The sequence below is a fragment of the Hymenobacter properus genome (genome assembly GCF_015694735.1).
Taxonomy (GTDB): Bacteria; Bacteroidota; Bacteroidia; order Cytophagales; family Hymenobacteraceae; genus Hymenobacter; species Hymenobacter properus.
Genome location: NZ_JADQDP010000004.1, coordinates 264,353 through 277,490, shown reverse-complemented (window position 1 = coordinate 277,490; position 13,138 = coordinate 264,353). Strand labels below are relative to the sequence as shown.

At 63.4% G+C, this 13,138-nt stretch carries 10 protein-coding genes; 6 read left to right on the top strand and 4 right to left on the bottom strand.

The annotated features are described in order from the left end of the window. Positions 1–4 precede the first annotated feature (4 nt). The 5 genes from I2I01_RS17700 (at position 5) to I2I01_RS17680 (ending at position 4,580) form a co-directional block, all read left to right on the top strand. A complete protein-coding gene (locus I2I01_RS17700; RefSeq protein WP_196287835.1) occupies positions 5–1,258 on the top strand; it encodes an allantoate amidohydrolase in 1,254 nt (417 codons plus the stop codon). Between the two features lies 1 nt (position 1,259). After that, a complete protein-coding gene (allE, locus tag I2I01_RS17695) occupies positions 1,260–2,006 on the top strand; it encodes a (S)-ureidoglycine aminohydrolase (RefSeq protein WP_196287834.1) in 747 nt (248 codons plus the stop codon). A 136-nt stretch (positions 2,007–2,142) separates the two neighbouring features. After that, positions 2,143–2,652, top strand: coding sequence for a 2-oxo-4-hydroxy-4-carboxy-5-ureidoimidazoline decarboxylase (gene uraD / locus I2I01_RS17690; protein WP_196287833.1), 510 nt, complete (start codon positions 2,143–2,145; stop codon positions 2,650–2,652). Beyond that, positions 2,649–2,987 (top strand): hydroxyisourate hydrolase, encoded by a 339-nt coding sequence (uraH, locus tag I2I01_RS17685; RefSeq protein ID WP_196287832.1) that lies wholly within the window; start codon positions 2,649–2,651, stop codon positions 2,985–2,987. The genes uraD and uraH overlap by 4 nt, the downstream gene beginning before the upstream one ends. A gap of 156 nt (positions 2,988–3,143) precedes the next feature. After that, complete coding sequence (locus tag I2I01_RS17680; RefSeq protein ID WP_196287831.1) at positions 3,144–4,580, top strand: DUF6986 family protein; 1,437 nt, start codon at positions 3,144–3,146, stop codon at positions 4,578–4,580. 82 nt (positions 4,581–4,662) lie between these two features. Here I2I01_RS17680 and I2I01_RS17675 read toward each other — a convergent pair whose 3' ends face one another. Further along, positions 4,663–5,133, bottom strand: coding sequence for a hypothetical protein (locus tag I2I01_RS17675; protein ID WP_211538018.1), 471 nt, complete (start codon positions 5,131–5,133; stop codon positions 4,663–4,665). A gap of 221 nt (positions 5,134–5,354) precedes the next feature. On the opposite strand from I2I01_RS17675, the gene I2I01_RS17670 reads away from it, so the two are divergent. Then, positions 5,355–6,923, top strand: a complete 1,569-nt coding sequence (locus I2I01_RS17670) for an amidohydrolase (RefSeq protein WP_196287830.1) — start codon at positions 5,355–5,357, stop codon at positions 6,921–6,923. A gap of 15 nt (positions 6,924–6,938) precedes the next feature. On the opposite strand, the gene I2I01_RS17665 is transcribed toward I2I01_RS17670, so the two are convergent. The 3 genes from I2I01_RS17665 to I2I01_RS17655 all read right to left on the bottom strand — a co-directional run bounded on the left by I2I01_RS17665 (position 6,939) and on the right by I2I01_RS17655 (position 13,025). Then, the gene (locus I2I01_RS17665) at positions 6,939–8,882 is read right to left on the bottom strand and encodes a hypothetical protein (RefSeq protein ID WP_196287829.1); all 1,944 of its coding nucleotides are present in this window, start codon (positions 8,880–8,882) and stop codon (positions 6,939–6,941) included. 98 nt (positions 8,883–8,980) lie between these two features. Beyond that, entirely contained in the window at positions 8,981–11,305 is a 2,325-nt protein-coding gene (locus tag I2I01_RS17660; RefSeq protein WP_211538017.1) for a xanthine dehydrogenase molybdopterin binding subunit, read from the bottom strand. Positions 11,306–11,483: 178 nt separating this feature from the next. Then, positions 11,484–13,025 (bottom strand): FAD binding domain-containing protein, encoded by a 1,542-nt coding sequence (locus tag I2I01_RS17655; RefSeq protein ID WP_196287828.1) that lies wholly within the window; start codon positions 13,023–13,025, stop codon positions 11,484–11,486. Between the last annotated feature and the right edge of the window lie 113 nt (positions 13,026–13,138).

Here is a 13,138-nt window from a genome sequence, read left to right as displayed (position 1 = left end):
CTGGATGCAGCAGGAATACACCGCGCGCGCTGAGCGAATCATGCAGCGCATTCAGCAATTGGCTGCCATCAGCGATGACCCCGACGGGGTGACGCGCACCTTCGGCACGCCCGCCTTCGTAGCGGGCCGCGACCTGGTGCAAAGCTGGCTGGAAGCCGCCGGCCTGCCCACCCGTACGGACGGCATCGGCAACCTGCGCGCCCGCCTCGAAAGCCCCAACCCCGACGCCAAAACCTTCGTGCTGGCCTCGCACATCGACACGGTGGTGAACGCCGGCAAATTCGACGGCCCGCTGGGCGTGCTCATGGGGCTCGATTTGCTGGAAAACCTGCTGGCGCAACAGGTCGCACTGCCTTTTCACATCGAGCTCATTGCGTTCAGCGACGAGGAAGGCGTGCGCTTCCACACCACCTACCTGGGCAGCAAGGTGGTAACCGGTGCCTTCGACCCCGCCCTGCTGGGCCGCTGCGACGCCGCCGGCATTTCCCTCGACCAGGCCCTGGTGGCCATGGGCGGCGATGCTTCTACGTTGGCTTTGGATGCCATTCCGGCCGCCGAGTGGCTGGGTTACTTTGAGCTGCACATCGAGCAGGGGCCCGTGCTCTGGGAGCGGAATGTGCCGGTAGCTCTGGTGACGGCCATTGCCGGCCAGCAGCGCGTGGAGCTCACCTTCCGCGGCATGGCCGGCCACGCCGGCACCGTGCCCATGAACATGCGCCAGGATGCGCTGTGCGCGGCGGCCGAGTTTGTGCTCACCGCCGAGCAGTTTGCCCAGGTGCACGGCCGCGGGCTGGTAGCCACCGTGGGCAAACTGGCCATCAGCCATTCGGCCAGCAACGTCATCCCCGGCGAAGTAACCTGCAGCCTCGACCTGCGCAGCCCCGACGAAGCCCAACTCGCCCAAGCCTACGACTACCTCCGCAGCCACGCCGAGGCCGTGGCCGGCCACCGCAACGTGGCCCTGGACTGGAACCTTGTGCAGAAAACTGCCCCCGTGACCTGCGACGCCGGCCTGAACGCGCTGCTGGCCCAGGCCATTGCCGCCAGCGGCTACGAAACCATTGCGCTGGTGAGCGGCGCCGGCCACGACGCCGTGCCCGTGTCCTTTGTAGCGCCGGCCACCATGATGTTCATTCGCTGCTACAAAGGCATCAGCCACAACCCGCTGGAGAACGTGGAACTGGCCGACTTAGCCGCTGCCGTGGCCGTGGCCGACCAGTTTATTACCCTTCTCCGCACCCAAAATCCCACCCGTTAACATGGAAATGTCCGCCCTGACGCGCTCAGTTGTGAAGCGCAACCACGCCATCATTGCCCCCGACGGCTACATCAACAGCAACGTGCCCGGCTGGACCGGTTGCACCACCAACGTCATCATCAACGAGCAAATGGGCGCCCGCCTGTGCCAAACGCTCATCACCCTCACCGAAGCCGGCCGCGTGCAGGGCGAAACTGAGGCTTCACAGATTTTCTTCTACGTGGTGCAGGGCAACTGCACGGCCACCGTGGGCGGCGAAACCCGCGCGCTGAAAACGGGCGAGTACGTGTACGTGCCTGTGGGCCAGCGCTACGATTTCAGCCAGCCCGAGGCCGGTACGCAGCTGCTCACCTTCCATAAAGTGTACGAGCCGCTGTCGGGCCACGCCACGCCGGGCGTCTTCTGGGGTGAGCGCGACTACAGCAAAGCGCCCATCTACATGAACGATGAGGCCCTGCGCATCCAGGAACTGCTGCCCAACGAGCCAGGCTTCGACATGGCCGTGAACATCTTCACCTACGGCCTCGGCGGCAACCTGCCCATGGTCGAAACCCACATCATGGAACACGGCCTGATGTACCTCGAAGGCCAGGCCATCTACATGCTCGACCAATGCTGGTACCCGGTGAAAAAAGGCGATTCCATCTGGATGGCGCCTTACTGCCAGCAGTGGGCCACGGCCATGGGCCAGGAGCCGTCGGTTTATATCTACTACAAAAACGTCAACCGCTTTCCGACGGTGATTTAACGGCTTTCGAAACGCACTTTTATCAGGGCGTCATGCTGAGCGCAGTCGAAGCATCTCTACCGCAGCGGTAATTAGTTGCATGGCGCGGTAGAGATGCTTCGACTGCGCTCAGCATGACGTTTCTTAGGTAATTCAAATGACCATCCAAGAATTAAATAACCTCCCCAAATCTGTCCTCGCCGAAGCCCTGCAAAAATGCTGCGGCTCCACGGCGTGGGTGGAAAATATAGTGGCCCGTTTCCCCGTCGCCGATGCAGAAGCGCTGATGCAGCAGGCAACCACCGTCTGGAATTCCCTGAGCGAAGCCGACTGGCGCGAAGCTTTCACGCACCACCCCAAAATCGGTGGTGATGTGGCCGCGCTGCGCGAGAAATTCGCCAGCACCAGCACGTGGGCCGAGGGTGAGCAGGCCTCCGTGAAACAGGCTTCTCAGGCTACTTTAGAGGCTTTGGCCACGGGCAACGAGGAATACGAGCAAAAATTCGGCTACATTTTCATTGTGTGCGCCACTGGTAAAACGGCCGACGAAATGCTGGCCCTACTGCAAGCACGCATGCCCAATAACCCCGAAGATGAAATTCTGATTGCTGCCGGCGAGCAGGATAAAATCACCCGCATTCGCCTCGAAAAACTATTAGCCGCATGAGCCAGATAACCACGCACATTCTCGACACCACCAAGGGCAAGCCGGCGGCGAATGTCAGCATTGCGCTAATGCAACAAGTTGGCGACAGCTGGCAGGAAATAGCGCGCGGCAAAACCAACGCCGACGGCCGCATTCCCGATTTATTGCCGAAAGAAAAGCAGGTGGAATTGGGCGTGTATAAAATGAAATTCTACACCCAGGAATACTTCGCGCAGGACGGCACCGCCAATTTTTATCCCTTCGTGGAAATCGTGTTCAACGTGGCTGAAAACGCGCATTACCATGTGCCACTGTTGCTGAATCCATTCGGGTATTCCACCTACCGCGGCTCGTGAAAAATTGCCGGATAAAAAGAACGTCATGCTGAGCGCAGCCGAAGCATCTCGCGTGCAGCAGTAATTAATTACTTGCGCGGTAGAGATGCTTCGGCTGCGCTCAGCATGACGTTCAGATTTGGCGCATAAATCGACAACGAACAATCAATTCCCACCATGAAACTCAGCTTACAAGATTCCGATAAAGCCGCCCTGCTCGACCAGCTCGGCGTGGCCAATATTAAATTCCAGCAAACCTACCCCGGCGACCGGCCCGACCGCCAGCCCGTGCACACCGTGTACGGCGGCGCCAACCTCTTCAAGGCCGATACCTGCGTGCGCATGGGCGAAATCGCCCTCAACAACCTGCTTACCTACGCGCCCAACTTCGTGGAGTTGGCCCGCGCCCTGCAGTTTAAAAACCACGAGCAGCTGCCCACCCTCGAAGCCGACGTAGCCGCCCTCACCGCCAAGCTCGATGCCCTGAGCCCGGAGGACCGCAAGCAAGAGCCCGCTTGGCTGGCTTATTCGGTGTACAACAAGATTGTGGCGAAGCTGAAGCGCGAAGCGGTAGAAGACTTCCGCGTCGATTTTGAAGACGGCTTCGGCAATCGGCCCGATGCGGAGGAGGATGAAACCGCCGTGCGCGCCGCCAAGGAAGTGGCCAAGGGCATGCAGCAGGGCACGCTGTCGCCGTTCATCGGCATCCGCATCAAGCCATTCACTGAGGACTTGAAGCAGCGGGGCGTGCGCACACTCGACATTTTCCTGACCACGCTGCTGGCCGAAACCGGCGGCAAGCTGCCCGACAACTTTGTGGTGATGCTGCCCAAGGTGACCATCCCGGAGCAGATGACGACGATGGTGCGCCTGTTTGAGCTGCTCGAAAAGGCCAATGGCCTGGCCCCCGGCACCCTCAAAATGGAGACGATGGTGGAGGCCACGCAAATCATCATGGACGAGGAGGGACGCAACCCGCTCATGCGCATCATTCGGGCCAGCGAGGGGCGCTGCATCGCGGCCCACTTCGGCACCTATGACTACACGGCCAGCTGCGGCATCACGGCCAAGTACCAGACCATGGCGCACCCCGTGTGCGATTTTGCCCACCACATGACCAAGGTGGCGTTGGGCGGCACTGGCATCTTCCTCTCCGATGGCGCCACCAACGTGATGCCCATCGGCCCGCACCGCGGCGAAAACCTGACGTTTGCCCAGCTGCGCGAAAACCGCGAGTCGGTGCACAACGCCTGGCGCCAGGCCTACCACCACACCACGCACTCGCTCATCAACGGCTTCTACCAGGGCTGGGATTTGAACCCGGCGCAGTTGCCCATGCGCTACGCTGCCACTTACAATTTCTTCCTCAGCAGCTACGACGACGCCGTTTTTCGCCTGAAAACCTTCGTGGAGCGCGCGGCCATTTCCACCCTCACCGGCGACATCTTCGACGACGCTGCCACCGGCCAGGGCCTGCTCAACTTCTTCCTGAAAGCCCTGAACTGCGGTGCCATTACGGAAGAGGAAATTCTCGCCACCGGCCTCACGCTGGAAGAGGTGCAGACCCGCTCTTTCTACCGCATCCTGCAGGGACGCCGCGCCAAAGCGGCGTAGAGTCCGGCTGGTTCAAGCAACAAAAAAGGCTTCTCGTCAGGAGAAGCCTTTTTTGTTGCTTGAAGCGGTGATTTACAAGTGGTTAATACTGGGTTTGGGTGCTGGAGTATATTTTCTGTTCGCCCGCCATGCACTCCGTGTAAAGTTTGTAGTACTCGGTGGCTTTTGCCGGTCCGTAGGCTTTTTTCAGCAGGCTTTCGACTTCGTAATCGGCTCCTTTCTGCACGGGGTCCATGATGAACATATACGCGTAAGTACCGTCCGCCTGGGGCTTGGTTGGATTGAGCACCCGCGTGTGGTGAAAGGCCTGCTGGTCGGCGGCCCCTACTTTGGCCGCGCACGGCCAAAAAATCTCGTTAACGAACCGTTCGTACTGCGTCCGTTTGTCGGCCTTCACCGGCGTCAGGATGACCCACACCGTTTGGCCGGCGGCGGCCATGGCGCGGGGCGGCGTTTTGGGAGTAGTGGCAGTGCTGCCCAGCAGTACGCTGAGGGCCAGAACGACCAGCGCAGCGATGCTGCCGAGCCAATGTTTTGATTGTGTGAGGCGCATAAAGTTTGTTTGAAGGTGATTCTGTTCTGCAAATCCTGCCGGAATTGCAGCGCAAGCAAACATAGATATTATTGATTGATATTAGAAGTGATTTTATAAATACATTGGCTTGCCTGGACGCTTGGTAACCCAATAAATTAACTGCCATGAAATCTTATTATGTTTTTGTTCTGGCATTATCTCTTGCCGGGCGGGCCTGGGCTCAGCCTGCCCACCCGGACATGATTTTGACTGGGGGTAAAATCTTCACCGCCGACCCCTCCCGGCCTTACGCGCAGGCCCTGGCCGTGCGCGGCGAGCGGGTAGTGGCCGTGGGCAGCACTGCCCAAATCAGCAAGCTGGCCGGCCCGCGCACCCGCCGCATCGAGTTGCGCGGCCGCACCGTGGTGCCAGGCTTCAACGACGCGCACACGCACCTGCCGGGAGGCAGCCCGCTGGGCCGGTCGTTTCACTTTCCCAAACTGCCGCTGCTGGCGGGCCCCAGCACGGCGCAGGTGCTCGATACGCTGGCCAAGCTGGCGCGGCAAACGCCTGCGGGTACCTGGCTGCAGGGCGAAATAGGCTTGAGCGTGCTGCAAGACCCGCAGGCGCGGCGCGCGGCGCTGGATGCCGTGGCGCCCCGCCACCCGGTGCTGTTGCACACCCCGTGGGGCCACGGCTGCGTCGTCAACTCCCTGGCGCTGCAACAGCTGGGCATCGGCGAGGCCGACCCCGACCCGCTCGGCGGGGCCTATGAGCGGGACTCGGGCACAGGCCGGCTCACGGGCTCGCTGCTGGAATACGGCAGCTGGGGCCCGCGCCGCGACCTCAATGGCCACCTGCCCGACAGTGCTTGGGTGCGGCTGCTTAGGGCTTATGGGGCCGAAGCGCTGCGTTTTGGCATCACCAGCGTGCAGGACATGGCCGGTACGCTGCCGCCGGCTCAAACTGTGCGTGTGGTGCAGGCGGCCCGGCTGCCCCTGCGCCACCGCATCATGCCGTATTTCATGACCTCGCCCCGCGGTTTCAAGCACGGCGAATGGGCCGGGGTGAACCACCAGCCCACGCCGCTGGCGCGGGTGGAGGGCCGCAAATACGTGCTCGACGCCACTCCGCTTGAAGGCGGCGCCCTGATGCGCCGCCCGTACCCGGGCCGCCCCGGCTGGTATGGCCACCTCAATTTCCCCGCCGACACCGTGCGCCAGTTGCTCCGCCACGCCCTCGCCACCTCTGACCCGTTGATGCTGCACATTGTGGGCGACAGCACGGCCAGCCTGGTGCTGCACCTCATGGGCCAGCTGGCCGACGACGCCACCTGGCGGCGCAAGCGCGTGCGCTTTGAGCACGGCGACGGCCTGGCGCCCGATTTGCGGCCCCGTGCCCGGGCCATGGGCATTGTGGTGGTGCAAAACGCATCGCATTACGTGGCCGACATGGACCAGCAGCACGGCGCCGCCACGCACATACCCGCCGGCTTCCGCTCACTGCTGGACAGCGGCGTGCTCTTCGCGCTAGGCTCCGATGGCCCGATGAATCCGTTCCTCAACATCCTTTTCGCCGCCACCCTGGCCGACCCCAAAGAGGCCCTCACCCGCGAGCAGGCCGTGCGCGCCTACACCGCCGGTGCCGCTTACGCCGAGTTTCAGGAGCAGCAAAAAGGCACGCTGGCACCCGGCAAGCTGGCCGATTTGGCGGTGCTCTCGCAGGACATTTTCACGGTGCCCCCGCCGGCCTTGCCCGGCACCGTGAGCGAGCTGACGATGGTGGGCGGCAAAGTGGTGTATGAGGCAAAGGCGGCCGTGAAGCGGTAGTGCGGAACGGATGGGCTATAGGTCGAAGCGGGCCATGGCGGCCCGAAGCTCGGGCACCGTCACGGGCCGGAACTCCAGCGGTGGCTCCACGCGCTGGCGCACCACCACATCGCGCAAGCCCAGGTAAAGCTGGCCCTGTTCGCGGCGAATGGCGACCAGTGTGGCAACCGTGCTATCAGCCAGTTGCTCAAACGTGACCCGGCCTGCCTTGGCGTCGCCGCGAATCACGCACCGCTTGTCGTGCAGCACCAGGCTAATGTCGGCCGGCTGGGCGGCGGGGTGTTCGAGGCCCAGGTGCACCAGCGCCAGCTTGGCCAGGCCACCGGTGGGGCGCCCCACCCGCGACGAAGACGACATCACCAGCCGGGTGAGCAACGGCGGGGCCGGCCGGTCGCAATTGTACCAGCCCATGGTGCGCGGCGCGGCCACCACCTTCACCCGGAACACGGCCAGCTCCTTCACATAGTTCAGCTGCTCGCCCAGAAATGTGCCCACCGAATACCGTTTGGCATTGGCCTGCCGCTTTTTAAACAGCTCACCGGTCACGGCCTCCAGCGGGGCGGCCTGCAGCTGGGCATCGGTGAGGCGCCCTTTGCCCGTGGCGCGGCGTTCCTCGTCGGCCCGGAAGAGGGAAATGGTGGTGGCCTGGTCCCAGCGCAGGTGGTCGACGAGCACGCGCCGGTCGGCCGTGAAACGCACGTCCACCTTCATCAGGCTGCGGGTGGCCCGGCGGTTGTTGCGCACGCCGTGCGAGGCGGGGGTAGCTTTCAGGCGGCGCAAGGCCTGCACCACGGCTGCTTGCAGGGCCGAATCGGCCGGGCCGGCGCTGCGGAAATAAACGTCGTTGAGCTGGCCGGTTTCTGATAATTCAAAGCTGGCATTCACCCGGCCCACCACCGGCACGCGCTTGTGGTTGCGGCGCATTTCGCGGCGCAGCTGCCCGGGCGCCTGGTAGCCGTTGAGGCGCATGGCGGTGGCAGCATCGTAGTCGATGGCTTTGCTCAGGCGATGACGGGTCACCGCGTAGCCGCCCTTGAAGCGGGGCTTTTTCCAGTACTGCCAGCTAATCCAGCGTTTGGCCGGCTTCGTGGCCTCGTGCTGGGGCGCCAGCTTCCAGTTGAGGCCGCGGGTGGCGGTGGACTGCCCGTTGTAAAGCTGCATGCCGTCGATGGGCCGGGTGGCCGGAAATCCCAGCTCAAACGCGCTGCCGGGCTTGAGCTTGCACTCCCTGCCATCGGCAGTGGTAGCGCTGAGCTGCACCATGCCGCCGGTTTCGAGCAGCCTGGGGCCGGCCATGGTGCTCAGGCGCTCCAGCAAGATGTCGGCCATCGAGTAGAACTCACGCAGCTTGATTTCGACCAAGCCTTCGGGGGCGGTGCCCTGGCGGGTGTTGCCTTGCACAAACGTGCCGGCCGGCACCCGCATCACGGTGCCTTCGGAGCCGTAGAGCACGGTGTCGCGGTCGGGCCGAATGCGGAAAACCTGGGCCGTCTTGGGCCGGTCGGTAGGGGCAGCAGCCGCGGCCGCAACCGCAACGTCCGTATCTGGTAGCACGCCGGCGTTGGTTGGCGTCGGCTGGGCCGAGGCCGGAGCGGCAGGAGCCACCCTGGTCGGCGCCGGGGCCGCTGCTGCTGCCCGGCTAGCGGCGCGCTCCTGCCGCCGCACCAGCCGGGCGAGCTTCCGATTAGTTCGCTTCGAAATTACCCGTGCCGGGCCGGCCTGTGGGGCCGCTGGTGCCAGCACCATGTTGCGCCGGCGGTCGGTTTCGGAGGTAGGTTGGCCGTTGGGCTGGGAGCCCAGCCGGCGTGTGGGGCCAGGGGCAGATGCCGCAGTAGCAGCTGGGGCTGCTGGCTCGCGCTTCTGGCTGGCGCGGGTTTCTGATTTAGAATCCGGCGAACAGGCCGTAAAGCTTAGGAGTACCCCAAGGCCAACCGTGAAAAGCGTGTAGTGATGCCGCATAGTGTGAAGCTATTTGGCCACGCTCTCACAGAAGCAGTGAGAGGGCCAACGCTTCAGCAATGTAGCACGATTAGCCGTCAAAATTGTATAAGGGAGCTTTATAAGCCGCCTGCAACAGAAATTGTTACGTCTGGTTTCTTCACCATTGCCCCTTCCGGGTATAAGCTCACCAGCACCTTTTCCGGCGTCATCGGCGCCGAGAAGGGCAGGGCGGTGTGGCCCTGGAAGGCCCGCACCGCGTCGCGCAGGGCAAAGTAGGTGCCGATGCCGTACATGAGCGGCGGCTCGCCCACGGCCTTGGAGCGCAGGATGGCCTTGGGGTGGCCCGGGGTGTCGAGGAAGTGCACGTCGAGCACCTTGGGCGCGGCGTAGATGTCGGGGATTTTGTAGCTATTTAGTGAGTTGCTAAGCAGGCGGCCTTCCTCATTGTAGGCTACTTCCTCCATCGTCATCCAGCCGATGCCCTGCACGGCGCCACCCTCAATCTGGCCGCGGTCGATGACTTCGTTGAAGCTCTGACCGAAGTCGTGGGCAATCTGCAGGGCATCCACGGTGTAGGTGCCGCGCAGGCAGTCCACCGTTACGGTAGTCAGGGCCGTGCCGTACACGTGGTAGGCGAAGGGGTGGCCCTGGTTCACGGTGGCGTCGAAATGCAGGTCGGGCGTGGCGTAATGGGCGTTTTCGGTGAGGGCGATGCGCTTCCAGAACGCCGACGATACCAGCTTGTCCCAGGTGGTTTCGGTGCGAATGCCGGCGGCCAGCACCTCCTCGTCGCGGATTTCGAGGCCCTCGTAGTTGAGCGTGTACTCCACCTCGGCGTGGCGCAGCAGGCGCTCGCGCAGGGCACGGCAGGCCATTTCGGTGGCCTTGCCGTTGAGGTCGGCGGTGGCGCTGGCGGCGCTGGGGGAGGTGTTGGCGACGCGCGTGGTGTTGGTGGTTTCGATTTTGATGCGGTTAATCGAAATGCCCAGCGTGCGGGCGGCCACCTGCGCAATCTTGGTGTTCACGCCCTGGCCCATTTCCACCGCGCCCGTGCTGATGCCCACCGAGCCGTCGGAGTAGATGTGCACCAGGGCCCGCGTCTGGTTCATGGGCGTTTTGGTGAAGCTGATGCCGAAGCAAATGGGCATCACCGCGAAACCCTTCTTCTTGAGCTTGTTCTGTTGGTTGAACTGCGCTATCTCGGCCCGAATGCCGGCCAAATCGAAGTCCGATGCGGCCGTGTCCCAGGCCTGCTCGGCGTGGCAGCCCTCGGCCGCCTGCCGGTATGAGAACAGGTCGCCCTCGCGCAGCAGGTTGCGGCGCTGCAGCTCGTAAGTGGGCACGCCCAGCTCCTCGGCCGCTTTGGCCAGGGCCGATTCAATTACAAACATGCCCTGCGGCCCGCCGAAGCCCCGGAAGGCCGTATTCGGCGGCAGGTTGGTGCGGCACGAATAGGCCGTGGCCGTCACGTTGGGCACGAAATAGGCGTTGGTGGCGTGGAAGAGCGTGCGCTCCATCACGGCCGGCGAGAGGTCGGCGGCAGCGCCCGCGTTTTGGTAGAATTCCACCTCGTAAGCCACGATTTTCAGGTCGGCATCGAAGCCGATTCTGAAATCGGACGAGTAGGGGTGGCGCTTGCCGGTCATCCGCATATCGGCCATGCGGTCGAGCACCAGCTTCACCGGCTTTTTGGTGAGGAAGGCGCCCAGCGCGGCCAGGGCGCCCCAGGGCGTGGCCTGGTCTTCCTTGCCGCCGAAGCCGCCACCGAGGCGGGTCACGTCCACTTCTACCTGGTGCATGCCCAGGCCCAGCACGTGCGCCGTGTGGCGCTGCACGGCCGTGGGGCCCTGCGTGGAGGAAATCATCCGCACGCCGCCCATCTCAGTGGGGAAGGCGTAAGCGCCCTGCGTTTCGATGTACAAGTGCTCCTGCCCGCCGTTCTCGGCCACGCCCTCGAACACGTGAGCGCACGACGCCCAGGCCGCGGCCGAATCGCCGAGCTTGAAGGTGCGCGGCGGCACGATGAACTCGCCCTGCGCCGCCGCTACCCGCGGGTCGGTGATGATGGGCAGCGGGTCGATTTCGACCTTGATGAGCTTGAGGGCGGCGTGGGCCTGTGCCTCGGTGCGGGCCAGCACCAGCGCCACCGGCTGCCCCCGGAAATGCACGTGCCCCTCGGCTAGCAGCGGCTCATCGGGCACGATGCCACCAATCTGGTTTTCGCCGGGAATGTCGGCCGCCGTGAGCACCCGCGCCACGCCCGGCGCGGCCAGGGCGGCGCTGAAATCGAGGCTGCGGAGCACGCCGTGGGCCAGCGGGCTTTCAAACACGGCCGCGTACAGGGTGCCCTGCTGCACAGGTACGTCGTCGAGGTACTGCGATTCGCCGCGCACGTGGCGCTGTGGGTCGAGGTGGTTCATGTTGGTATTCTTGAACGTCATGCTGAGCGCAGTCGAAGCATCTCTACCGCGCCGTTTGTCATGCTGACGAAGGAAGCATCTTATCCCTGCTGAACGTTAATCGTTCTGGCATGAGAAGGTCCTTCACTTCGTTCAGGATGACAGATGGCGTAGTAGAGATGCTTCGACTGCGCTCAGCATGACCGTCTAATATTTCTAATTAAATTAACTCATCCACCGCCAGCTCCGGCGCAAACTCCAGGAAGTGGGCCCACAGCAACTGCCGCAGCAACAGCCTCTTGTATTCGCTGGTACCGCGCACGTCGGAAATCGGGCTGATTTCCGATTGCATCACCTCGTTGGCGGCCGTCACGGTTTCAGCCGTCAATTCGCGGCCCTGTAGAAACTCGCTGGTGCGAGCCAGGTACAGCGGCACCGGCCCCACGCCGCCGGCCGAGACGCGGGCGGCCTGAATGATGCCGTTTTCGACGCGCAGCCAGGCGGCGGAGTTCACGCTTGCAATGTCGAGGTGGGTGCGCTTGGAGACTTTCTCGAAGTGGAAGAAGTCGCCAGCCAGTGGGGCGGGAAAGCTGATTTCGATAACCTGCTCGTCGGCCGCTTTCGCCAGCTTTTTGTAGCCGAGGTAGAGGTCGGGGAGGGCCAGTTCGCGGGTGGCGCCGGCGGCGTCAAGCAGCGTGATGGACGCGCCTAAGGCCAGGAACATAATGGTGAGGTCGCCAATGGGCGAGCCGTTGATGAAGTTGCCGGCTACCGTGCCCATGTTGCGGATGGGCGTGCTGCTCACCAGCTTCAGGTACTGCGGCAGGCGGGGCATCAGGCCGCGCATGAGTTCCGAATCGAGGAGCTGGCTGGCGGTGGTGGCGGCGCCCAGCACCACGCGGCCGGTGGTTTCGCGGCGGATGCCGCGCCGGCCAGGCTGGTCAAAAATCAGGCGCACGCCGGGCTGCTCGCGCAGCTCTTCGAGGCGTTGCACCAGCAGGTCGGTGCCGCCGCCTACAAGGGCATGCGTAAATGGGCGGTTGCCTTCGTGGCCGTGGTCGTTCTGGTTTTGGGCGTGGCCGTTGGGCGAGGTCGATACGGAGCCGCCGTTGGCGTGGGCCGTAGCAGAAGCTGCCAGGGCCTCTGCAGAAGCATTCGATGCGTTGGTTTCCGTGGGGCGCAGCTTGGCGAGTTTGGCCGGAACCTCTGCGAAATAACCGGGCACAAACTGCTTTTCGCTGAGCCAGGCCAGTGCGTTTTCAGCGGGACGCTGCTCCAGCTCAGCGGTGAGCCGGGCGGCGGCGCGCTCCAACGATTTGTAACCGGTGCAGCGGCAAATGTTGCCGTCGATGGCCGCAATGGTGCTTTTCTCGGTAACGGGCGTGCTGCTCAGGCTGTGGCCCGTCAGCGACATTACGAAGCCCACCGTGCAGAAGCCGCACTGCGAGCCGCCTTCGTCCACAATAGCTTTTTGCACGGGCGTGAGCTGGCTGCCGGCCGCGTTGATGCCTTCCACCGTCACGATGTGCTTGCCGTGGGCATTGCCCAGCGGCGTGAGGCAGCTGGTCATGCTTTGGTAGCTCACCGTCTGGCCGTCGGGGGCCAGCTCGCCTACCAGCACGGTGCAAGCGCCGCAGTCACCCTCGCGGCAGCCGATTTTGGTGCCCTTCAGCTGCTCGTGGCAGCGCACAAAGTCGAGCAGCGCGCTGGCTGGGGCTTCGCTGGTGCGAATGGACTGGTCGTTGAGGAGAAATTCAATCATGGGGTGGGCTATACTGATTGAGGAAGCAGGTCATGCAGCGCGCAGCGAAGCATCTCGGGTGCTGCAGTAACTAATTGCGTTGCGCAGGCAAAATGCTTCGCTGCGCGCTGCAT